We start from the raw sequence: 24,168 nt of genomic DNA on the forward strand, positions 1-24,168 counted from the left end.
GTTTCCATGCAGTGATAACCAGCCGCTGTAGATCTTGATAATCCTTTAGCTGTCGCCATGACTGGATGCACTCATGCACGATTACGTTAACTCGCTCCGCCACTCTCTGCCGTATATCAACGCTCATCGTGAACGCACCTTTGTGGTGATGTTGCCCGGTGAAAGTATTGCCCATGAAAATTTTGGCAATACCCTCCACGATCTGGTGCTATTGCACAGTTTAGGCGTGCGTTTGGTACTGGTGTTTGGCTCACGCCCGCAAATTGAAGCGCGTTTAACCGAGCGCGGTTTGCAATCGCACTACCATCAAGATTTGCGTATTACTGATGCCGCCACCTTAAATTGTGTGCTGGATGCAGTGGGCCAATTACGGGCGTTTATAGAAGCCCGCTTATCCATGGATATGGCCGCCTCACCCATGCATGGTGCGCGTTTACGTGTCGCCAGCGGTAACTTTGTCACCGCACGGCCACTGGGCGTTATCGATGGTGTGGATTATCAGCACACCGGTGAAGTGCGGCGTATTGATAGTAAAGGCATCAAGCGTTTACTGGATGATCGCAGTATTGTCCTGCTACCACCCATGGGTTACTCACCGACCGGCGAAACCTTTAATCTGGCTTGCGAAGACATTGCCACACGCGCCGCGATTGAATTACAAGCAGATAAGCTATTGTTATTCAGTGCCGAGCAAGGTTTGTTAGACAGTTCTGGTCAGCTAATTCGCGAGTTACCAGCACAGCATGCTGAGCAACATATCCAGCGTTTTAAACAAAACAAACAGCTCGAGCAAGCGGAACTGCTACAGGCTGCCGTCAGCGCTTGCCGTGGCGGCGTAGCACGCTGTCATATCATCAGTTACCACCTCGACGGTGCCTTACTGACGGAAACATTCACCCGTGATGGTTGTGGCACGCTCGTCGATCAAGGCCAATTTGAACAAGTACGCGAAGCACAAATTGAAGATGTCGGTGGCTTGTTAGAGTTGATTCGACCACTGGAAGAGCAAGGTATTTTAGTGCGTCGCTCACGCGATTTAATCGAACGTGAAATCAGCCAATTCAGTATTGTCGAACGCGACGGTTTAATTATTGCCTGCGCAGCACTCTATCCATTTCCTGATCAAGAGACGGGTGAGCTGGCCTGTTTGGCTGTGCATCCGGAGTATCGACATGGCGGGCATGGTGATGTGTTGCTGGAGCGCATTGAACGTCGCGCTCGCGCCCTGCAGCTAAATTCACTGTTTGTTCTCACCACCCGTACCGCTCATTGGTTTCAGGAGCGTGGTTTTCAAGCCTGTACACTGGAACAGCTTCCCAGCGCGAAAGCATCCCTGTATAACTTTCAGCGCAACTCCAAGGTCTTTCGCAAAACCTTGGGCTAATAGTCTTTAGTATTAAAAGCTATTAAAGTGCAAACATGTTGCTAGATATTAATCCGATGTTTAGCAACCTGCAGCGCAGCTCTCAACATATAATGTTCTTTGCTGCGTTTATAATAATGAAGGAGTACTCCCATGATCAAAGGCAAAACTCTCGCATGGGCCCTGTCCATGACCCTCGCTGGAATGAGCTTGAGCGGTATGGCACAGGCCGAAGAAAAATACGTCACCATTGGCACCGGCGGACAAACCGGTGTGTATTACGTGGCTGGGCAATCGATCTGCCGCTTTATTAATCGTGATAGCAAAGAAACCGGCGTACGCTGTAATGCTCCAGCCAGTGGCGGTGGTGTAGCCAACGTTAACGGCATTCGCAGCGGCGAATTTAACTTCGGCGTAATGCAGTCTGACCACCAATATAAAGCGATGAAAGGCTTAGCGCCGTTTGAAGCTGAAGGTGCTATGGACGATATGCGTGCACTGTTCTCACTACAAAGTGAAGTGTTTACCGTACTGGCACGTCGTGACTCGCACATTGCCAACTTTGATGATTTAAAAGGTAAGCGTGTCAATATCGGTAACCCAGGTTCCGGTCAGCGCGATACTCTCGAAGAAATCATGGCGAAAAAAGGCTGGGATCGTAAAACCTTCTCCTTAGCCGCTGAACTGAAACCCGCTGAGCAAGCCAGTGCTCTCAATGATAACAACATTGATGCCATGACTTACTTTGTAGGTCACCCAAACGGTGCTATTCAAGAAGCCACCACCACTGTTGATGCGGTACTGATCCCAGTAACCGGTCCAGAAATTGATGCTCTGCTCGCTGAAAAAAGCTACTACACCAAAGCTGAAATCCCAGGTGGCATCTATACCGGTAATGACCTGCCAACCCCGTCGATCGGTGGTAAAGCGGTGCTCTCGACCAGTAGCAAAGTCAGTGCTGATTTAGTCTATCAAGTGGTTAAATCAGTCTTTGATAATCTTGACCGTTTCAAGCGTTTACACCCAGCCTTTAAAGATTTAAACGCTGAAGAAATGATTGAAGCAGGTTTATCAGCACCGTTACATGAAGGCGCTGTGCGTTACTATAAAGAGCGCGGCTGGTTGTAATAACTGACTGCGTGCTCGTTGCATCATCTCGGTACGTCGGCACTTAATCTAGCGCTGACGTATCGGGTTCTTTAGATTCTAAGCAGGTTAACTGCCATGTCAGACAAACACCTTTCCGCCGAAGAACTTATTGCACAAGACTCAGGAGCACGCTTGCCTGACGGTATTATGGCGCAGGTTATCGCTGGCCTTGCGTTACTGTGGTCGCTGTTTCAATTGTGGATTGCCTCACCGCTGCCGTTTATTTTCCGTATTGGTGTGTTTAACGACACTGAGACGCGCTCGATTCACTTAACTTTTGCTCTACTGTTAGCTTTTTTAGCCTATCCTGCCTTTAAAAAATCGCCACGTAATCGTGTACCATTCGCTGATATTGCGCTGGGCTTAGTCGCTGCTGCCAGTGCTGCTTATTTATTTATTTTTTACCAAGAGCTGGCCTTACGTCCCGGCAGCTTAACCACCTTTGACTTAGTCACGGCTTGTATTGGTATTCCACTATTACTGGAAGCCACCCGCCGTACCTTAGGCCCGCCGCTGGCCATTATTGCCTTACTGTTTTTGACCTACAGCGTTGCCGGCCCTTATATGCCAGAGATGCTCGCCCATCGTGGCGTCAGTTTTACCGCTCTAGCCAATCACCAGTGGATCACCACCGAAGGGGTGTTCGGCATTGCGCTGGGCGTATCCACCAGTTTTGTCTTTTTGTTTGTTTTGTTCGGTGCTTTATTAGAGCGCGCGGGGGCCGGTAACTACTTTATCCAATTGGCCTTTAGCTTACTCGGCCATATGCGCGGCGGTCCGGCCAAAGCAGCGGTGGTCGCGTCTGGTTTGACTGGGATGATTTCCGGTTCATCCATCGCCAATGTGGTGACCACCGGCACTTTCACTATCCCAATGATGAAACGCGTTGGCTTCTCCGCCGAAAAAGCCGGTGCCGTCGAAGTGGCGTCCTCGGTTAACGGGCAAATTATGCCGCCAGTGATGGGTGCTGCAGCGTTTTTAATGGTGGAGTACGTTGGTATTCCTTATGTCGAAATCATTAAGCATGCCTTTTTACCGGCAGCCATTTCCTATATCGCTCTACTGTATATCGTGCATTTAGAAGCGCTTAAATTAAACATGCAACCGATCGGCCATTATCAGCCTAAACCTTGGTTGCGTCGATTAACCGGTTTTGCTTTTGGTGCTGCGCTGATTTCCGGCATTTCTTTAGTGGTTTACTACGGCCTTGGTTGGCTCAAGCCAGCGCTGGGTGAGCACGCCCTGTTAGGCATTGGTATTTTATTAGCGATCACCTACTTAGGTCTGTTAAAAATTGCCGCCAGCAACCCTCCTTTGCCGCTCGAAGACCCCGATAAACCCTTGGAAGAACTACCGGTCACCCGTACGGTTTTACTGTCTGGCCTGCACTTTGTCTTGCCGGTGGTGGTGTTGGTGTGGTGCCTAATGGTTGAACGCTTGTCACCGGGTTTGTCGGCATTTTGGGGCAGCGTGATGCTGGTCTTTATTTTGCTAACGCAACGCCCTATTTTGACCTGGATGCGTAGCGATCACAGCTATGACCATGGCGGCTGGCTGGACGGGGTCATCGATCTACGCGAAGGCATGATTGCCGGCGCACGCAATATGATCGGTATCGGTATTGCTACCGCTGCCGCTGGGGTAATTGTGGGGGCAGTGTCACAAACCGGCGTCGGTTTAGTACTGGCTGACTTGGTTGAATTACTCTCAATGGGCAATCTGCTATTGATGCTGTTATTTACCGCAGTGTTCAGTTTAATTCTAGGTATGGGTTTGCCCACCACGGCCAACTACATTGTAGTGTCCAGTCTACTCGCGCCAGTTATTGTCACCCTCGGCCAGCAAAATGGCTTGATTGTGCCACTGATTGCGGTGCATCTGTTTGTCTTCTATTTTGGTATCATGGCGGATGTCACGCCACCCGTGGGCCTGGCTTCATTTGCCGCTGCGGCAGTTTCCAAAGGCGATCCCATCAAAACAGGTGTGCAAGCCTTCTACTACAGTTTGCGTACCGCAGCCCTCCCGTTCTTATTTATCTTTAATACGGATTTACTACTGATCAATATCGGTGTGATGCACGGAATTCTGATCTTTATTGTCGCCACGATTGCTATGCTAATTTTTGCCGCAGGCACCCAAGGTTGGTTTATCACCCGTAGCCGCTGGTATGAAAGTGTCTTGCTATTATTAGTGGCCTTTACTTTATTTAGACCGGGTTTCTGGATGGATATGGCGCATGATCCCTACCAAGATATCCCGCCGAGTCAGCTGGTCCAGGCTTTAGGCCAAGTTGATGAAGGCAGCCAGTTACGCTTACGTTTAAAAGGTGAAGATCAATTAGGCGAGCCGCACGAATTTGTTATTTTATTACCGGTACCCGACGGTAGTAGCGGTGAAGAACGTCTGCAAGCATTAGGTTTGATGCTGATCGAGGAAGATGGTAAAACCCTAATCGATAACGTCGCCTTCGCTAGCCCAGCTGCGGATCTAGGTTTGCAATTTGATCAAGAAATTTTACTGGTCCGAGCACCCACCGATCGTATGCCTAAAGAAATTATGTGGATTCCAGGCTTACTATTACTGTTTGCCGTGAGTGCTTTGCAATGGCGTAGAAAACGCTCGACGCCAGCACAACAGCAGCCACATGACCATCAAATAGCTCACTGATTTAAGGACGTTTAGACATCGCATGAAGCACTCTATTTTAGTTACCGGTGGCGCAGGTTATATCGGTTCACATACTACACTGGCTCTGCTTGAAGCAGGCCATGAAGTCATTGTCTTAGACAATCTAGCCAATAGTTCGTTGGAATCTTTACGTCGTGTCGAGCGTATTTGCGGTAAAGCCGCCACATTTGTTGAAGGTGATATTCGTGATCGCGCACTGTTAGATTCAATTTTTGCCCGCTACTCGATCGACGCTGTCTTGCATTTTGCTGGCTTAAAAGCCGTCGGCGAAAGCGTGCAACAGCCACTGGCCTATTATGAAAATAACGTCAGCGGTAGCGTGGTCTTATTTCAGGCGATGGCCGCAGCTAGCGTGTTTAATCTGGTATTTAGCTCGTCTGCCACGGTATATGGCGAGCCAAAACAGATGCCCATTAGCGAAGATTGCCCTACCGGTACGCCAACCAATCCCTATGGTCGTTCCAAGTTAATGATCGAAGAAATACTGCGTGACCTGAGTCTTTCCGAGCCTCGATGGAGCATCGCCGTACTGCGCTACTTTAATCCAGTCGGTGCCCATAGCAGTGGGCTGATCGGTGAAGATCCAAATGGTATTCCGAACAACCTGCTGCCTTATATCAGTCAGGTTGCTGTAGGAAAACTACAAAAGTTATCAGTATATGGTGATGACTACCCCACCGTAGATGGCACCGGTGTGCGTGATTATATCCATGTCGTCGATTTGGCTGATGGCCACTTAAAAGCCTTGGCCGCCATTGCTACCGAACAAGGCGTACATGTCTGGAACTTAGGTACCGGACAAGGCTATAGCGTATTACAGATGGTCAGCGCCTTTGAACAAGCGGCCGGTGTTACGGTGCCTTATGCAATCGTACCGCGACGCGGTGGTGATATTGCAGAGTGCTGGGCCGATCCGAAAAAAGCGGCACACGAGTTGGGCTGGCAAGCCAAGCACAGCCTCGACGATATGATGCATGATACCTGGCGCTGGCAGCAGAGCAATCCCAATGGTTTTAGCCAATAACAAGGTTTAGCGCAAGATAGTGTCTTAGCACCTAACGCCTGCTCTATTTAAAGAAAAAACGGCCTTAGTGTTTGAGTTTAACCTCAGGCACTCAGGCCGCTTTTTCTTTAACCACACTTTAAATAACTCAGTACCGATAGCTTTTGTTGGTCACAACTAAAATATCCATACCCGTTTTGTCAGCGTTATTTAAAGTTTCTCTGAATCAGTTTGCTGAACCATCCCACTATTCCAGCGCGGAACATCAGCACGCAAAGAACAAAAATCACACCTAAAATCACATGCACCCATTCGCCAAGCGGACTGTTACTTAAATACGTTTGTAAGGTCACAACAATACTGGCACCGACAAAAGGTCCAAGTACAGTGCCCACACCACCGAGCAAGGTCATCAAAATCACTTCACCCGACATATGCCAATGCGCATCGGTTAATGAAGCCAATTGAAAAACCACGGTTTTAGTTGCGCCAGCTAAGCCTGTTAACGCGGCCGACAAAACAAAGGCGAGCAACTTGTGTGCATCGACGTTGTAACCTAATGAAATAGCGCGCGGCTCATTTTCACGAATCGCCTTCAACACCTGTCCATAAGGTGAGTGAATCGTGCGCTGAATCAGCAAGAAACCAAATAGAAATATGGCTAAGACAAAGTAGTACATATTCAGGTTATCTTGTAGATCAATAAAGCCAAATAACTGTCCGCGTGGTACGCCTTGCAGACCGTTTTCACCACCGGTAAAACTAGACTGCATAAACATAAAGAACACCAGCTGCGCTAAAGCTAAAGTAATCATCGCAAAGTAGATACCTTGCCGACGGATCGCTAATAAACCAAAGCCCAAACCTAATGCTGCTGACGCCGCAGTCCCAGCCAAAATTCCCAGCTCAGTACCTAAACCACTGTACTCAGTTAGAACAAAACCAGTGATATAGCCACCCGTCGCTAAAAAAGCCGCATGCCCAAATGACAACAGCCCCGCATAGCCTAGAAGCAAGTTAAACGCACAAGCAAATAGCGCAAAACACAGCAGTTTCATTAAAAACACGGGATAAATGCCAAAAGGTGCCACTAAGGCGATGACGATAAATACCGCAAAGAATATTTTATTGCGCCGACTGGCCGCAATCCGACGTTCACGCTCAACACGCACACGCTGTTGTTGCTCCGGATTTTTGATCGTGTCAGACATCTTATGTCTCCTTACCAAATAGACCCGCTGGACGCACTAACAACACCAGCACCATCACTAGAAACACCACGGTGTTGGCCGCTTCTGGGTAAAACACCTTGGTTAAGCCTTCGATCAAGCCCATTAATAGACCGGTGACAATCGCGCCCATAATCGAGCCCATTCCACCAATCACCACGACGGCAAAGACCACGATCAACAGGTTGGCACCCATACCAGGTGAAACCGGATAAATGGGAGCGGCTAACACACCAGCAAACGCCGCTAATGCAGCGCCGTAACCGTAAGTTAAGGTGATTAAAAGCGGTACGTTAATACCGAAAGCTTGCATCAACTTTGGATTTTCAGTGCCGGCGCGCAGATAGGAACCCAACCGTGTCCGCTCAATCATGTACCAGGTCACGAAACAGACAATTAATGCTGCGACAATCACCCAAGCACGGTATTTCGGCAAGAACATAAAGCCTAAATTAAAGCCGCCTTTCAGCGCATCAGGCATGGGATAAGAGCTACCGGACACGCCAAATAACTTAACGAACAAGCCTTCGATAATCAGCGCTAAACCAAAGGTTAGCAACAGTCCATAGAGGTGATCTTCACCCGTGATTCTACGCAGCAGATATTTTTCAATCAGCATACCGATCAGGCCAACCGTCAGCGGTGCTAAAAACAGTGCAAACCAGTAATTCACCCCTAAGTATTGCAAGCTCAATAAGGTGACAAACGCACCCAGCATATACAGTGCACCATGGGCAAAGTTAATGATGCGCAGTAAGCCAAAAATAATAGCCAGTCCAAGACTTAACAAAGCATAAAATGCCCCGTTAATCAGTCCTAGGAGTAGCTGCCCCAGTAGCACACTGAGGGGAACGCCAAAAAGTATCGTCATAGGTTGTCACCCACTCCAAAGAACCGCTGCAAGGCAATTGCAACGGTTCATAACGGCATTAAACAATCAGTTTTTTATAAGTTTGCACTGGCTGTCAGCCAATGAACGATAGGCTTGCTCGCCTGGAATTGTGCGTAGAATGTTGTAGAGATCCCACTCTGATTTAGACTCGGCAGGCGTTTTTACTTGTGCGAGGTACATGTCATGCACCATCCGACCGTCTTCACGTATCTTGCCGTTTTTAGCAAACATATCGTTGATCGGCGTTTCAATCATTTTGCTGCGAACCACTTGTGAGTCATCCGAGTCTGTGGCTTTCACAGCATTGAGGTAATGGATGGTTGAAGAGTAAACACCCGCTTGCGCCATAGTCGGCATGCGACCCACACGCTTATGGTAGCGCTGCGCCCACTCTCGGGTTTCATCATTCATATCCCAGTACCAACCGGTGGTGAGCATCAAGCCTTGAGTAACCTCTAAACCCATCGAGTGTACGTCGTTTAAGAACACCACCATGCCCGCAAGTTTTTGTCCTGATTGACTTAAACCAAACTGACTGGCGGTTTGCAGAGCGTTAACCATATCGGCACCAGCATTGGCCAAAGCGACCACTTCAGCACCAGAACCTTGCGCCTGCAGGATATAAGAAGAGAAATCATTACTGGGGAATGGGTGACGGACCTTACCGACGACTTTTCCACCTTCAGCCTCAATCACCTTGGTTAGATCCGCTTCTAAAGCGTGACCAAAAGCATAGTCGGCCGCTAAAATAAACCAGTCTTTGCCACCTTCTTGTAGCACCGCATGCGCCGTACCATTGGATAAGGCATAGGTGTCATAGACCCAGTGAATATGATTGGGTGAACAGAATTCATTGGTTAACGCAGAAGAGGCTGAACCGGAAATAAGTGCGAGTTTGTTTTCTTGTTCAACAATTTTATTAACTGCCATCACTACTGACGTGGCGACTAGACCGGTCACTACATCAACGTTTTTCTCATCAATCCACTGCCGTACGGTATTAGCACCCACATCCGGCTTGTTCAAATCATCCGCATTAAAAAGGACAATTTTTTTACCATTGACCTGCCCACCGAAATCTTCAACCGCCATTTTCAGCGCTTCTAAACCGCCAGGGCCGGACAGGTCACGATAGGTGCCTGACATATCAGCCAGATAGCCAATACGAATTTCATCATCACTGATGGCAGCTTGCGCAGTGCTAGACAGTAAACCTGCGGCAACGATCAGACCAATTGCTTTTCTTAAACCTTTCATAGAACACCTTTTGAGTTTTATTGTTGTTGTCACACTAAGTGGTTTCTTACGAGGCTTCTCTGCTGAGAAAAAGTTTATACACCTAAATTTTTACTCAAATACTCCTGTTTTGATGGCAATTCAGCCGCACTGATTTCGTCAATGATTTTGCCGTGTTCCATTAAGTAATGACGGTCAGCAAGGGGTGCAGCAAAACGAAAATTTTGCTCAACCAACACAATAGTCAGACCTTTTTCTTTAAGCTTGATCAGCACTTCGGCTAATTTCTGCACAATCACTGGAGCCAGGCCTTCAGTAATTTCATCGAGCAATAATAAGTTCGCTCCAGTGCGTAAAATACGTGCCAAAGCTAGCATTTGCTGCTCGCCCCCTGAGAGTCGCGTGCCCTGACTAAAGCGCCGCTCATACAGGTTAGGAAACATCTCATAGAGTTCATCAAGGTTCATGCCGCCGCTGCGCACAGTCGGCGGCAGCAGTAAGTTTTCCTCGACATTGAGGCTGGCGAAAATACCGCGCTCTTCAGGGCAAAAACCCACACCTAAACGCGGAATATGATGGGCCGGAATAGTCATGGTTTCCGTGCCATTGATCATGATCGAACCGCTACGCTTGCCAACCATATTCATAATCGCGCGCAAGGTGGTGCTGCGCCCGGCGCCATTACGGCCGAGTAAAGTCACTAACTCACCACGGCGCACGACCATGTTGACGCCATGCAAGATATGCGACTGACCGTAGTAGGCATGCAAATCTTCAACCACGAGTTGTTCACGATTGGATGCATTCATAGCGCCACCTCGTCCGTCACCGCAGTACCTAAGTACGCTTCACGTACCGCTGAATTAGCCGAGACTGTTGCATAATCACCTTCGGCTAAAATAGAGCCGCGCGCCAGCACGGTAATCGCATCGCATAAACGACTGACCACACTCAAATTATGCTCAACCATTAATACCGTACGCCCCACCGCCACACGTCGGACGAGGTCAACCACCATATCGACATCTTCTTGACCCATACCTTGCGTCGGCTCATCCAACAACAGCATCACCGGATCAAGGGCCATGGTAGTCGCCAGTTCTAAGGCGCGCTTACGGCCATAGGACAGTTCATGCGTGACCGTATCGGCAAAACTACCCAGCCCGACCTTTTCGAGTAATTCCATCGCTCGCTCATTTAAACTATTTAAGCTGCGTTCGGATTTCCAAAAATGAAACGAATTACCTTGTTTACTTTGCAAGGCCACACGTACGTTTTCCAAAACAGTCATCTGTCCAAACACGGCAGAAATCTGAAATGAGCGCACCAGCCCTAACTTGGCAATCTGATTGGCACGGGTGCCGGTGATGGCTTTACCTTGGAAAAGAATCTCTCCACGGGTCGGCGGTAAGAAATGTGTTAATAAATTAAAAAATGTGGTTTTGCCTGCACCATTAGGACCAATTAAGGCATGGATATGGCCTTTTTTAACTTTTAAATCAACATCATTGACGGCAGTAAAGCCACGAAACGCCTTGGTTAACCCACGCGTTTCTAAAATAATATCCGATGACATGTGCAGCCCTCTAACCCTGATTATTGTTGTTGGTTATTAGCTTTATAATCGCATTCCCTTTACGTTAACGATAACAAGAGTTTTCCTTTTAAAGCAAGCGTGATTAAGCAAAAAAGACTTGCGCTTAATCACGCGCTTTAATCGTCTTAGGAAATTAAAACTTAAATGTGTAGTTAACGATGACACGGTTTTCGTCAATATCAGTGGTATGCGAGCCACGGTACATCACGTTACGCACCAACAAGCTGACATCTTTTAAAGGACCTGACTGCACGGTGTAACCCAGATCAATATCGCGTTCCCACTCTTTAGCATTCTGTCCAGCGACTTTAAAATTATCACCACTGACGTAGCGCGCCATCAAATTCAGGCCCGGTACGCCGATTTGCGCAAAGTTATAGTCATAACGTATTTGCCAAGAATCTTCTTTAGCACGCAAGAAAGGATAGTAGGTTGAGGTATTCATCGTCCAAGGGTCAGTGCCGCCACCCAAATAGGGTGTTCCAGTTTTACCACTTTGATCTTGGTAACCTAGACCTAACCAATGCCCTGCGTAACCGAGCGAGAACATACCGCTGGCTAAACTGCTATCAACGTTAGTATTACCCTTGTCGGAGCTTTTGAAGTAACGCAGATCAGTCTTAAATTTAAGTACGCTGGTTAAATCCGTTAAAAACTGCAGGTTGGCGTGGTGCTGACTGTAGTTATCTTTTAGTTCAGCATAAAAATAAGTACCCGTTAGGCCTGGGATAAACTGATAACTGCTACCAGCATAGTTAAACTTATTACTGGTAACACCACCGGTTGCACCATCTGCAGCCATGATCATATTTTCGTAGTTAGTCGAATCACGCAGGCGTACTTTCTGAAACTGTCCTGCTGTTAGGGTTAGGTTGTCAATATCTTTAGATTGAACTTGGCCACCTTGAAAGGTCTGCGGCAGCATCCGTGTGTCATTACGGAAAGCAATCGGCAGCACAGGCTCGTGTGTACCAACCGTCAGCACTGTGTCAGAGATTTTTGCTTTTCCGGTAAAACCAATAAAACCGTGCTGGTCGGCAGATTTACCAGTATGACGACTGCGCACCAAGGTGCCAGTCCCCCCTGTGCCGCCACCCGAATCCAGTTTAATTCCAGCCAACCCCAAGGCCTCCACACCTAAACCGATAGTACCTTCGGTATAGCCTGACTTTAGACGCAACATAAAGCCTTGGCCCCAGTCTTCAGACTTCGACTGGCTTTTGCCTTTATGAACAGGTGCACCAGGTAAACCACTGTCGCGGTAATCACGGTTCATATAGAAGTTACGTAAACTTAAACTGCCTTCGCTATCTTCAACAAATGCCGCTTGCGCTAGGCTAGGCACGGCAATCGCCGCCGCCAAGGTGCTGACTAAAAATATCTTATTCATTTTAACGTGCATAGTGAGTCTCTCTTGTTGTTATTGACGACTTCTTATGTAGGAGCATTGAGCTCTATTGCATTATTTGACGCGGGGAATCCGCCCCATCAAATAAAACTCATCATTGGGCGGTGTGCCGGCCATGGATACCAAACGATTGGATAGCCCAAAGAAAGAGGCAATCGCCCCCATATCCCAAATATCATCCAGACTAAAACCCTGCGCTTGCAGCTTGGCGACCCACTCATCAGTCAGCACGCCACAGTCAATCGCTAAGTGATAGGTGTAATCCAGCATCAGCCGTTGCTTGGCAGTAATCGGTGCGGTACGGAAGTTAATCGCAATCTGATCGGATAAGTGCGGTTGCTTAGAATAAATACGCAGCAAGGCACCATGCGCGACCACGCAATATAAGCACTCATGCTGTGCGCTCATCGCCACCACAATCATTTCGCGTTCAGCTAGCGTAAGTGTGGGTGATTCACGATCCATCAGCGCATCGTGATAAGCAAAAAATGCCCGAAACTCAGCGGGACGATGCGCCAGCATTAAAAACACATTGGGGATAAATCCGGCTTTTTCTTGCACCGCGAGCATCTGTTGCTGAATATCATCGGGCAACTCTAAAATAGAATCGGCAAGCGGAAATCGGCTCAATTGAGACATGCTGCAACCTCTTTATTATTATTGATGACAAAAAAACTAAGCACTTTCTGGGCAAAATTCCGCGACGCTGATTTCACGCATCTTAAATTTCTGCACCTTGCCACTGATGGTCATCGGAAAATCATGCACAAATTTGATAAAGCGCGGCACTTTAAAGTGAGCAATTTTCCCTTTGCAGTAGTCTCTTAAATCATCGGTAGTCAGCTCGTCACCTGGATGTAACTGCACCCAAGCCACAATTTCCTCACCAAACTTCTCGCATGGAATACCCACAACCTGCACATCAGCCACACACTTATGGGTATAAATAAACTCTTCGATTTCACGCGGATAGACGTTTTCACCGCCACGGATAATCATGTCTTTATTACGCCCAACAATTTTTATATAGCCATCATCATCCATAATCGCGAGATCGCCGGTATGCATCCAACGCGCGCTATCGAGGGCTTCTTTAGTGGCATCGGGGTTGTTCCAATAGCCGAGCATCACGCTATAACCACGGGTACATAGCTCACCAATTTGTCCACGCGGCACAATCTCACCTTCCTCATTGACTACTTTGCTTTCGAGATGGGGCTGCGTACGTCCAACTGTGGTGGTGCGATGTTCAAGGTTATCGTTAGCTGCGGTTTGCGTGGAGACGGGGCTGGTTTCGGTCATGCCATAAGCAATTTGTACTTCGCTCATGTGCATATCGGCAATCACACGTTTCATCACCTCAATCGGGCAAATAGAGCCTGCCATGATCCCAGTACGTAAGCTGCTAAGATCTAAGCTTGGCAACTCATCACTATCGAGCATGGCAATAAACATAGTGGGCACGCCGTATAGAACCGTCGCTTTTTCCTCGGCAATCGTACGTAACGTCGTCACCGGGTCAAAGGCAGCGCTGGGGTAGATAATGGTGCTGCCGTGAGTTAAAGCGCCTAAGTTGCCCATCACCATGCCAAAGCAATGGTAAAGCGGTACCGGAATGACCATGCGATCATGCTCAGTTAAACCAAGGCTTTCACCGACCATATAGCCATTATTCAAAATATTGTAATGGCTGAGCGTAGCTCCCTTAGGGAAGCCCGTGGTGCCTGAGGTGTATTGAATATTAATCGGCTGATCAAACTGCAAGCGCCGACCGACTTCAGTCAATGCCTCATCGCTAACCGTATGCGCAGCAGTTAACACGCCCTGCCAAGCCATCATGCCGGGTGCCGGCTGATCACTGAGACTAATGACACCTTTGAGTAACGGTAATCTTGGACTCTGTAACTGCCCTGGCGCAGCAGGTGCTAACTCAGGTAACAAATCACTGATCATGGCGTGATAATCAGAGCTTTTGAACGATGATGCACTGATCAACCAAGCACAGCCCGACTGTTTCAGCACATACTCCAACTCGCTGGTGCGATAGGCCGGGTTAATATTCACCAGAATCGCGCCAACTTTTGCCGTAGCAAATTGGCTAACTAACCACTGCACGCAATTCGGTGACCAAATACCGACACGATCACCAGGTTTAATCTCCAGAGCCAGTAAAGCACGCGCAGACTTGTTAACTAAGACACCTAGTTCAGCCCAAGTCATGCGTATATCTTGTTCACTGGCGACCAGCGCTTCACGATCAGGAAAACGCGCAACTGTCTGATCGAAGGCTTCGCCAATAGTCATAGCCAATAGAGGTTTATCCTGCAAACCGCAGGTGTAGCTTGGATTACTCATATCAAATTCCCTCTGTATTTATGTTTGTTATCGAGGTTGATTTTTTTGGACTCGCTGTTTCCTTTCCTGTTTTCAAGATTAGTGTTGACAGCTAATCCATGGTTGGCTTACGTTAACGTAAAGGTCATATCCATGGCTACAACATACAACGCAATTGAAGCCGATGTAAACACCCTAAAAACACTCAATGAATATGACGTAGATATAACAACCAGGCGATTTGCCTCTTAAAACAAATACAAAATTAATTCAAAGGTACTTACACATGACATATTCCAGCCTTAACTTCGCGCTTGGTGAAACCGTCGATATGCTGCGCGATCAAGTACGCAGCTTTGTTCAAAGTGAGGTCGCGCCACGCGCTGAAGCGATTGATCGCGACAACCTTTTCCCTGAGGACATGTGGCGTAAGTTTGGCGATATGGGTCTACTCGGAATCACTGTGCCCGAAGAGTACGGCGGTGCTGGCATGGGTTACTTAGCACATGTGATTGCCCTTGAAGAAATCAGCCGTGGCTCAGCCTCTGTAGGCCTGTCCTATGGTGCGCACTCCAACTTATGTGTTAACCAAATCAACCGAAACGGCACGCATGAGCAAAAACTAAAGTACTTACCCAAGTTAATTTCTGGTGAACATGTCGGTGCGCTAGCCATGAGTGAGCCCAACGCTGGCTCGGATGTAGTATCCATGCGCTTACGGGCTGATCGTAAAGGCGATCATTTTGTACTCAACGGCAGTAAAACTTGGATTACCAATGGCCCAGATGCCAATACCTATGTGATTTATGCAAAAACCGATGCTGATAAAGGCGCGCACGGGATTACGGCATTTATCGTTGAGCGTGATTGGCAAGGTTTTAGCCGTGGTTCTAAGTTTGACAAACTCGGTATGCGCGGTTCTAACACCTGCGAACTATTCTTTGACAATGTTGCAGTGCCTGCAGAAAACATCTTAGGCGAACTTAATGGCGGTGTTAAAGTTCTGATGAGCGGTCTGGATTATGAGCGCGTAGTGCTCGCCGGCGGCCCAGTCGGTATTATGCAAGCCTGCATGGATGTGGTGGTGCCCTATATTCATGACCGCAAGCAGTTCGGTAAAAGTATCGGTGAGTTCCAGTTTATTCAGGGCAAAATCGCCGACATGTACTCACAAATGAACGCCAGCCGCGCCTATTTATACGCTGTAGCGAATGCTTGCGACCGTGCGGAAACGACCCGTAAAGATTCTGCTGGAGTGATTCTCTATACCGCGGAAACCGCTACTAAGATGGCCTTAGAAGCGATTCAAATTTTAGGCGGCAACGGTTATATCAACGAATTCCCAGCCGGCCGTTTACTACGCGATGCTAAGTTATATGAGATTGGCGCTGGCACCAGTGAAATTCGCCGTATGTTGATTGGTCGTGAATTATTCCGCGAGACCAAATAAGCCTTCTCTATACGCCCCTTGCAAGCATTTAACCTTGCAAGGGTAGCTATAACAATAACAGTAGAGGAACAGCCAATGGCCACCTTGCAGACTAAAATTAATACCCGCTCCCCCGAATTTTCTCTCAATACACAAGCGATGCAAGAGCAAGTGAATGACTTGCGTGCGTTACTCAACAGCACTAGCCAAGGCGGTGGTCAAGCGGCGCAAGACCGGCACAAATCACGCGGTAAGTTATTGGTGCGCGAGCGGATTAACGCGCTGCTGGATAGCGGATCGGCCTTTTTAGAAGTGTCGCCATTAGCTGCCCACGCTGTCTATGCTGACAATATTGCTGCGGCAGGTGTAGTCGCCGGTATTGGTCGTGTTGAAGGTGTTGAGTGCATGATTATTGCTAACGACGCCACGGTTAAAGGCGGTACTTACTATCCACTCACGGTGAAAAAACACCTTCGCGCACAAACCATAGCTCAGCAAAATCGCCTGCCCTGCATTTACTTGGTTGATTCAGGTGGCGCTAATTTACCTAACCAAGATGAAGTGTTCCCCGATCGCGAACACTTCGGTCGTATCTTCTTCAACCAAGCCAATATGAGTGCTAAAGGCATCCCTCAAATCGCTGTGGTGATGGGATCCTGTACTGCTGGTGGTGCCTACGTCCCGGCAATGTCTGACGAAACCATTATGGTCCGCGATCAAGCAACTATTTTCTTAGCCGGCCCCCCTTTAGTTAAAGCCGCGACCGGTGAAGTGGTTACCGCCGAAGAATTAGGCGGCGCGGATACCCACTGCCGTATTTCTGGTGTGGCTGACCATTACGCTGAAGATGATAATCACGCTCTAGCGATTGCTCGTCGTTGTGTGGCCAATTTAAATTGGAAAAAACTCGGTGAATTACAAACCCGTCTAGTGCGAGCACCGTTATACGATTGCCAAGAACTCTACGGGGTGATTCCTGCCGATGCCAAACAGCCCTTTGATGTACGAGAAATTATCTCGCGTTTAGTGGATGGTAGCGAGTTTGATGAATTTAAAGCCCTGTTCGGCACCACCTTAGTCTGTGGTTTTGCTCACTTACACGGTTACCCAGTCGCGATTCTCGGCAACAACGGTATTTTATTTGCCGAAGCCGCACAAAAAGGCGCGCACTTTATTGAGCTGGCCTGCCAACGCGGTATTCCGCTGATTTTCCTACAAAATATCACCGGCTTTATGGTCGGTAAGAAATATGAAGAAGGTGGCATTGCCAAGCATGGCGCTAAATTAGTTACCGCAGTGGCCTGTGCACAAGTGCCTAAACTCACGGTACTGGTTGGCGGTAGCTTCGGTGCTGGTAACTACGGCATGTGCGGTCGCGCCTATGATCCACGTTTTTTATGGATGTGGCCTAACGCGCGTATTGGCGTGATGGGTGGCGAACAAGCAGCCGGCGTTCTGGCACAAGTTAAACGTGAGCAAGTCGAGCGCGCTGGCGGTAGTTTCTCTGCCGCAGAAGAAGCCGCGATTAAAGAGCCTATTCTGGCGCAATACGAACACCAAGGTCACCCTTACTACTCCAGTGCTCGCTTGTGGGATGACGGCGTGATTGATCCGGCGCAAACCCGTGACGTATTGGGTTTAGCGCTATCAGCAACGTTAAATGCCCCTATTGAGCCGACCACGTTCGGCGTATTCCGCATGTAAGGAAAGCACTCATGGCTTATCAAGAAATACAATTAGAAACTGGTGAGCAGGGCATTGCGATCCTTTGGTTAAACCGTGCAGAAAAAAATAATGCTTTTAATGCCGGTATGATCAGCGAGTTAATTCACGCACTCGATACGATCCAAAATGATCAAAACATTCGCATTCTAGTCTTACGTGGACGCGGCAAACATTTCTCCGCCGGTGCCGACTTAGGCTGGATGAAAGCCTCTGCACAATTGGATTATGCCGCCAACTTAGCCGACTCCCATGAGCTCGGTGAACTGATGCATAAACTCTATCATCTACCACAGCCCACTTTAGCTGTGGTGCAAGGTGCGGCTTTTGGTGGCGCAGTGGGTCTAATCGCCTGCTGTGATATGGCAATTGGTGCTGCTGATGCAGTGCTTTGCTTGTCCGAAGTACGCATCGGTTTAGCGCCCGCAGTGATCAGTCCTTTCGTCGTGAAAGCTTTAGGCCAGCGGGCAGCGCGTCGTTATGCACTGACCGCAGAACGTTTTAGTGGTGCAACGGCCACCCAGTTGGGTCTGCTGTGTGAAAGCTATCCTGCAGAAGACTTAGATGCAGCGGCAGAAAAATGGCTGGCCAACTTATGCCAGAACAGTCCACACGCCATGGCTGCTAGCAAAGCGCTACTCATTGAAGTCGGCGCAGGCAAAATTGATGCCCTGACCCGCGCTAAAACAGAACAAACCATCGCAGCTTTACGCGTCAGCCCTGAAGGGCAAGAAGGCTTAAATTCCTTCTTCGAAAAACGCTCACCTTCTTGGCAGGAGACACGCTAATGAACCGTCACATTGATACCCTATTGATCGCCAACCGCGGTGAAATTGCTTGCCGCATTATGAAAACTGCCAAGGCACTAGGTTTAAAAACCGTAGCAGTGCACAGTGAAGTTGACCGCAATGCTCGTCATACGCGCACGGCAGATATTTGCTACAACTTAGGCGGTGCTCGCCCCGCAGAAAGCTATCTCTTGATTGATAAAATCATTGAGGCGGCTAAAGCAACTGGTGCCCAAGCTATTCACCCAGGCTACGGTTTCTTAGCAGAAAACAGTGATTTTGCCCAAGCCATTGACGATGCCGGTTTAATCTTTTTAGGCCCACCCACTAGCGCGATTATTGCTATGGGCAGTAAATCAGCGGCTAAAATCTTGATGGAAGAAGCTGGCGTACCACTGGTACCTGGCTTTCACGGCGAACAACAAGATTACGAAACCTTCCGCGTTGCCTCGGCACAGATTGGTTATCCCGTCTTGCTAAAAGCGACAGCAGGCGGCGGCGGTAAGGGTATGAAGGTCGTTGAAAAAGAATCAGAACTGAAAGAGGCATTAGAATCTGCACAACGTGAAGCCAAATCTGCGTTTGGTAATCCCATCATGCTGGTGGAGAAATACGTACTAAAGCCTCGTCACGTAGAAATTCAGATTTTTGCTGATATGCACGGTAACTGTATCTATCTGAATGAGCGCGATTGCTCGATTCAACGTCGTCATCAGAAAGTTGTCGAAGAAGCTCCAGCGCCGGGGTTAAGTCCTGAATTACGCAAAACTATGGGCGAAGCCGCAGTTAAAGCGGCACAAGCGATTGGTTATGTCGGTGCTGGCACGGTTGAGTTTTTACTGGATGCGCGCGGTGAGTTCTTCTTTATGGAGATGAACACCCGTTTACAAGTTGAGCATCCGATTACTGAGTTAATTACCGGCCAAGACTTAGTCGCTTGGCAAATTCGTATTGCCCGCGGTGAAAAACTGCCACTGAGCCAAGAACAAGTCCCGCTCAATGGCCACGCTATTGAAGTGCGCTTGTATGCCGAAGACCCTGATAATGATTTCTTACCTTCTACTGGCCGATTAAATCTATACCGTGAGCCTGCAGCAGGTGAAGGTCGCCGCGTGGATACCGGTATTGAAGAAGGCGATAGCATTTCCCCATTCTACGACCCAATGATTGGCAAACTGATTGCTTGGGGCGAGAATCGTGAAGAAGCACGTCAGCGTTTATTAGCCATGTTAGCTGAGACTCATATCTCTGGGGTTCGCACTAACCTAGCCTTTTTAAGCCGCATCCTAGCCCACCCAGCTTTTGCTGCTGCGCAGTTAGATACCGACTTTATTCCACGTCATGAAAAAGACTTATTTGTCAGCCCAAGTGAGTTGCCGGCAGAATTCTGGAACTTGGCTGGCCGTGCTTGGATGTTATCGCAACCAACGCATGTACGCGCAGATGACCCAACCTCCCAATGGGCGCTTGCTTCAGGCTGGCGTAGCGCACAACCACAGCTCTATACGCTGAATTTACAAACCAGTGAGCAACAACAAAAAGTTGTGCTGTACGGTGACAACTTAACCCACACCCAGCTGATTAACGATCAACTCATCATTGAGGAAAATAATATTACCCTGCAATACCCAGCATTGCGCGTAGGTAAGACACTGTATCTTCAGTGGCAAGGCGAGTTGCATTCGGTGACCGAAGTCGACTTTATTGCACAAGCAGCCGCCTCAGCACAACAACAAGGTGGCTTAACTGCTCCGATGAACGGCAATATCGTGCAGATTTTAGTCACAGCGGGCCAGGCAGTCGAAAAAGGCGCAACACTGGTGGTATTGGAAGCGATGAAAATGGAACACAGTGTGCTCGCACCACACGCTGGCACTGTACAAAGTATCTTCTGTGCTGAGGGCGAGATGGTCACCGAAGGCATGGTCCTGGTTGAACTGGATGGAGGTGAAGAATGAGTTTCCCCTCTCACGTACGCTTAGTTGAAGTGGGCCCGCGTGATGGCTTACAAAACGAAAAGCAACCCATTAGCGTAGCCCAGAAGGTTGCCCTAATTAATGCGCTCAGTGCCAGTGGCTTGTCTTATATTGAAGCAGGCAGTTTTGTCTCACCTAAATGGGTGCCACAAATGGCCGGCAGTGCTGAGGTATTTCAAAAAATTCAACGTGCCGAAGACATCACGTACGCGGCGCTCACCCCCAACATGCAAGGGTTCGAAGCCGCTATCGCTGCCGGTGTTAAAGAAGTCGCCGTCTTCGGAGCAGCATCTGAATCCTTTTCACAAAAAAACATCAATTGCTCAATTAGCGACAGTCTTAAGCGTTTTGAAGCGCTGCTCGAAACTGCTCAACAGCATGGCGTCCGCGTACGCGGTTATGTCTCCTGCGTGCTGGGCTGCCCTTATGAGGGCGAGATTGCTCCAGAACAAGTACGCTCTGTTGCTCAGGCGCTGTATGACATGGGCTGCTATGAAATATCTTTGGGCGATACTATTGGTGTCGGCACTCCACATAAAGCCGCGGCATTATTTGCAACGGTCGGCAGAGATATCCCACGCTCACAATTGGCTGGACACTTCCATGATACCTACGGCCAAGCCTTAGCCAATATTTACGCATGCTTATCCGAAGGCATCGCCGTATTCGATAGTTCAGTTGCTGGCTTAGGTGGCTGTCCGTACGCTAAAGGTGCCAGCGGTAATGTCGCTACCGAAGATGTGCTATATATGCTCAACGGGCTCGGTATTGACACCGGCGTTAAGCTAGAAAAAATCATTGCTGCAGGATTAAATATCAGTGCTGTCTTAGGCCGCGAAACGGGCTCTAGAGTCGCCCGCGCTTGGCACGCTTCTGCACATTAAAGACGAGAGGTAACAATGAATAAAATATATACATCGGCCGCAGCAGCACTCGACGGCCTTGTCGAAAATGGCATGACCTTAGCCGTGGGTGGCTTTGGTTTATGCGGTATTCCTGAAGCGCTGATAGAGGCCTTACGTGATACCGGAAAAAAACAACTTACCGTTATCAGTAATAATGCCGGAGTCGATGGCTTTGGCTTGGGTAAATTATTAGAAACCCGACAAATCAAAAAGATGATTTCATCTTATGTTGGTGAAAACAAAGAATTTGAACGCCAATACCTTGCCGGCGAACTGGAACTAGAATTCACCCCACAAGGCACCCTCGCGGAAAAACTACGCGCTGGCGGTGCTGGCATTCCAGCCTTTTTCACTAAAACAGGCTATGGCACGCTGGTGGCAGAAGGCAAAGAGACGCGTGAATTCGATGGTGAGCACTATGTTATGGAACGCTCGCTGGTTGCCGACATCGGTTTAGTTAAAGCTTGGAAAGCGGATAAGTCTGGCAACCTTATGTTTAATAAAACTGCGCGCAACTTTAATCCATTAGCCGCCATGGCCTCTAAAGTCTGCGTAGTTGAAGTGGAAGAAATTGTTGAAGTGGGTACCTTTGATCCTGATCACGTGCATTTACCTGGCATCTATGTGCAACGCATCGTGGTAAACGCTAATCCAGAAAAACGTATTGAACAACGTACATTAAGGAGTTAATCATGGCTTGGTCTCGTGAACAAATGGCGCAACGTGCCGCACAAGAACTACAAGATGGCTTCTATGTAAACTTAGGCATTGGTTTGCCAACCTTAGTTGCTAACTATATTCCAGAAGGGATGGATGTTTGGCTGCAAAGTGAAAATGGTTTATTAGGTATTGGTCCATTCCCTACTGAAGACAGCATTGATCCGGATCTTATTAATGCTGGTAAGCAAACCATTACCACGCTACCTGGTGGTAGTATTTTTGATAGCGCAGCAAGCTTTGCGATGATTCGTGGCGGGCATATTAACCTGTCTATATTGGGCGCTATGCAAGTCTCAGAGAAAGGCGACTTAGCCAACTGGATGATTCCAGGTAAAATGGTTAAAGGTATGGGCGGTGCCATGGATTTAGTCGCCGGCGTCAAGCGTGTAGTGATTCTGATGGAGCACAGCGCACGGGGTGGCGATAAGAAGATTCTCAAAGTCTGTGATCTACCTTTAACTGGTGTTGCTGTGGTAGATCGTATTATTACTGACTTAGCAGTATTGGATGTGACCCCTGAAGGTATAAAACTGGTCGAACTGGCAGATGGCGTTAGCTTTGAGCAGTTACAAGAAGCCACAGGTTGTATAATCATCCGTTAATTAACAGTGTTAAATAGCATCTACTTGAGTGTGCTATCGAATTTTACGCGGAATTTAATTCCGCGTTTTTATCTGCCGAAGGGTAATCCATGACTAGAGCACAACACACCTATAGTATTTCTGATCTAGCCAGTGAGCTGGATATCACTACGCGGGCTATTCGTTTCTATGAAGAGCAAGGCATGCTCCACCCTGCTCGCCGCGGTCAAGAGCGAGTTTACAATCCAAAAGATCGCGTTGCTCTAAAGCTGATTCTACGCGGTAAACGTATCGGCTTTTCCTTGGCCGAATGCAAAACCCTAATCGAACTCTATGACCCAAAAGCAGGTAATCAGAAGCAACTCAATATTATGTTGGAAATGATTAATGAGCGCCGTGTGCAACTCGAACAACAAGTTTTAGATATTCAGCAAATGCAGATTGAACTGGATACAGCTGAAGAGCGCTGCCAAAGTGCGCTAGAGAAAACTAAAAAAGCCAGTACTAAGGAGAAATCATGAGTAAGGTGCCTGCTAATCAAGTCCGTCGCGAAGTGATGGGGGATGCTTTTGTTGATCGTGCGATGGACAATACCAGCCCGTTTACTCAGCCTTTACAGGACTTTATTAACCAACATGCTTGGGGCTCGGTATGGGAGCGTGAAGGGCTAAGTCGTAAAGAACGTAGTCTTATTACTATTGCTGCACTTACCGCATTAAAGGCTTCACAAGAGCTTAAAGGCCATGTTCGTGGTGCGCTCAATAATGGCTGTACTGCTGAAGAAATTAGCGAAGCTATTCTGCATTGCGCCGTCTATGCTGGCGTTCCCGCAGCAAGTGAAGCTTTTCGCGCCGCTAAAGAAGTGATTGAAGCGGATATTTGAGCGTTAACATCTTCGCGATAGCTCTAGCATCTGCAAACCATTAAAAGCCCAGCTAATAATAAAACTGGGCTTTTTTGTATGTGCGTTGTTGATTGAGCTTGATCTACAAACGCGTTATCAGCGCAGTAACATTATCGCAGACATCACCAGTAGTTTGTGCGTGTATAACGCTTATAGCGTAGGCAGGCCAAAGTACTTTCTTCGAGGCATAAAAAAACCCCAGATCATTGCTGATCTGGGGTTTTACTGTTCAAGCTTGACGATG

Annotated in this window: 21 protein-coding genes; 13 read left to right on the plus strand and 8 right to left on the minus strand. The window is 48.2% G+C overall.

All coding sequences use genetic code 11. The features are described 5' to 3' along the window. The first annotated feature begins 73 nt into the window (after positions 1-73). From argA to galE, 4 genes are all read left to right on the plus strand, one after another. The gene (gene argA / locus JYJ62_RS09980) at positions 74-1,384 is read left to right on the plus strand and encodes an amino-acid N-acetyltransferase (RefSeq protein ID WP_205342056.1); all 1,311 of its coding nucleotides are present in this window, start codon (positions 74-76) and stop codon (positions 1,382-1,384) included. 135 nt (positions 1,385-1,519) lie between these two features. Then, a complete protein-coding gene (locus JYJ62_RS09985; protein ID WP_205342096.1) occupies positions 1,520-2,491 on the plus strand; it encodes a TAXI family TRAP transporter solute-binding subunit in 972 nt (323 codons plus the stop codon). 96 nt (positions 2,492-2,587) lie between these two features. Then, positions 2,588-5,179 (plus strand): TRAP transporter permease, encoded by a 2,592-nt coding sequence (locus JYJ62_RS09990; RefSeq protein ID WP_205342057.1) that lies wholly within the window; start codon positions 2,588-2,590, stop codon positions 5,177-5,179. Positions 5,180-5,201: 22 nt separating this feature from the next. Next, the gene (gene galE, locus JYJ62_RS09995) at positions 5,202-6,224 is read left to right on the plus strand and encodes a UDP-glucose 4-epimerase GalE (protein ID WP_205342058.1); all 1,023 of its coding nucleotides are present in this window, start codon (positions 5,202-5,204) and stop codon (positions 6,222-6,224) included. 185 nt (positions 6,225-6,409) lie between these two features. Here the strand turns inward: galE and JYJ62_RS10000 are convergent, their stop codons facing one another. From JYJ62_RS10000 to JYJ62_RS10035, 8 genes are all read right to left on the minus strand, one after another. Continuing rightward, positions 6,410-7,402, minus strand: coding sequence for a branched-chain amino acid ABC transporter permease (locus JYJ62_RS10000; RefSeq protein WP_420042839.1), 993 nt, complete (start codon positions 7,400-7,402; stop codon positions 6,410-6,412). Between the two features lie 13 nt (positions 7,403-7,415). Further along, positions 7,416-8,303 carry a branched-chain amino acid ABC transporter permease gene (locus JYJ62_RS10005; protein WP_205342060.1) on the minus strand — a complete coding sequence of 296 codons (888 nt, stop codon included), beginning with the start codon at positions 8,301-8,303 and terminating at the stop codon, positions 7,416-7,418. 66 nt (positions 8,304-8,369) lie between these two features. Further along, entirely contained in the window at positions 8,370-9,581 is a 1,212-nt protein-coding gene (locus JYJ62_RS10010) for an ABC transporter substrate-binding protein (RefSeq protein ID WP_205342061.1), read from the minus strand. A gap of 74 nt (positions 9,582-9,655) precedes the next feature. Beyond that, positions 9,656-10,369 carry an ABC transporter ATP-binding protein gene (locus JYJ62_RS10015; RefSeq protein ID WP_205342062.1) on the minus strand — a complete coding sequence of 238 codons (714 nt, stop codon included), beginning with the start codon at positions 10,367-10,369 and terminating at the stop codon, positions 9,656-9,658. Further along, complete coding sequence (locus tag JYJ62_RS10020) at positions 10,366-11,136, minus strand: ABC transporter ATP-binding protein (protein WP_205342063.1); 771 nt, start codon at positions 11,134-11,136, stop codon at positions 10,366-10,368. Before JYJ62_RS10020 ends, JYJ62_RS10015 begins: the two co-directional genes overlap by 4 nt. A 154-nt stretch (positions 11,137-11,290) precedes the next feature. After that, positions 11,291-12,559 carry an OprD family porin gene (locus tag JYJ62_RS10025; RefSeq protein WP_232365759.1) on the minus strand — a complete coding sequence of 423 codons (1,269 nt, stop codon included), beginning with the start codon at positions 12,557-12,559 and terminating at the stop codon, positions 11,291-11,293. A 60-nt stretch (positions 12,560-12,619) separates the two neighbouring features. Beyond that, entirely contained in the window at positions 12,620-13,204 is a 585-nt protein-coding gene (locus JYJ62_RS10030; RefSeq protein WP_205342064.1) for a peroxidase-related enzyme, read from the minus strand. A gap of 36 nt (positions 13,205-13,240) precedes the next feature. After that, positions 13,241-14,920, minus strand: coding sequence for an AMP-binding protein (locus JYJ62_RS10035; RefSeq protein ID WP_205342065.1), 1,680 nt, complete (start codon positions 14,918-14,920; stop codon positions 13,241-13,243). 265 nt (positions 14,921-15,185) lie between these two features. Here JYJ62_RS10035 and JYJ62_RS10040 point away from each other — a divergent pair, with 265 nt between their 5' ends. The 9 genes from JYJ62_RS10040 (at position 15,186) to JYJ62_RS10080 (ending at position 23,903) form a co-directional block, all read left to right on the plus strand. Beyond that, positions 15,186-16,349, plus strand: a complete 1,164-nt coding sequence (locus tag JYJ62_RS10040) for an isovaleryl-CoA dehydrogenase (protein WP_205342066.1) — start codon at positions 15,186-15,188, stop codon at positions 16,347-16,349. 75 nt (positions 16,350-16,424) lie between these two features. Beyond that, positions 16,425-18,032, plus strand: a complete 1,608-nt coding sequence (locus JYJ62_RS10045; RefSeq protein ID WP_205342067.1) for a carboxyl transferase domain-containing protein — start codon at positions 16,425-16,427, stop codon at positions 18,030-18,032. 11 nt (positions 18,033-18,043) lie between these two features. Next, a complete protein-coding gene (locus tag JYJ62_RS10050; RefSeq protein ID WP_205342068.1) occupies positions 18,044-18,838 on the plus strand; it encodes a gamma-carboxygeranoyl-CoA hydratase in 795 nt (264 codons plus the stop codon). Continuing rightward, positions 18,838-20,796, plus strand: a complete 1,959-nt coding sequence (locus JYJ62_RS10055; RefSeq protein ID WP_205342069.1) for an acetyl/propionyl/methylcrotonyl-CoA carboxylase subunit alpha — start codon at positions 18,838-18,840, stop codon at positions 20,794-20,796. The genes JYJ62_RS10050 and JYJ62_RS10055 overlap by 1 nt, the downstream gene beginning before the upstream one ends. Further along, positions 20,793-21,698, plus strand: a complete 906-nt coding sequence (locus JYJ62_RS10060) for a hydroxymethylglutaryl-CoA lyase (protein ID WP_205342070.1) — start codon at positions 20,793-20,795, stop codon at positions 21,696-21,698. The genes JYJ62_RS10055 and JYJ62_RS10060 overlap by 4 nt, the downstream gene beginning before the upstream one ends. A gap of 15 nt (positions 21,699-21,713) precedes the next feature. Continuing rightward, entirely contained in the window at positions 21,714-22,409 is a 696-nt protein-coding gene (locus tag JYJ62_RS10065) for a CoA transferase subunit A (protein ID WP_205342071.1), read from the plus strand. 2 nt (positions 22,410-22,411) lie between these two features. After that, positions 22,412-23,041 carry a CoA transferase subunit B gene (locus tag JYJ62_RS10070; protein ID WP_205342072.1) on the plus strand — a complete coding sequence of 210 codons (630 nt, stop codon included), beginning with the start codon at positions 22,412-22,414 and terminating at the stop codon, positions 23,039-23,041. A gap of 89 nt (positions 23,042-23,130) precedes the next feature. Continuing rightward, on the plus strand, positions 23,131-23,541 hold the full coding sequence (locus JYJ62_RS10075; RefSeq protein ID WP_205342073.1) for a MerR family transcriptional regulator: 411 nt from the start codon (positions 23,131-23,133) through the stop codon (positions 23,539-23,541). Continuing rightward, on the plus strand, positions 23,538-23,903 hold the full coding sequence (locus tag JYJ62_RS10080; protein WP_205342074.1) for a carboxymuconolactone decarboxylase family protein: 366 nt from the start codon (positions 23,538-23,540) through the stop codon (positions 23,901-23,903). Before JYJ62_RS10075 ends, JYJ62_RS10080 begins: the two co-directional genes overlap by 4 nt. Positions 23,904-24,168: the final 265 nt, after the last annotated feature.

Origin of the sequence: Denitrificimonas caeni (assembly GCF_905120345.1) — a bacterium.
Lineage (GTDB): Bacteria > Pseudomonadota > Gammaproteobacteria > Pseudomonadales > Pseudomonadaceae > Denitrificimonas > Denitrificimonas caeni_A.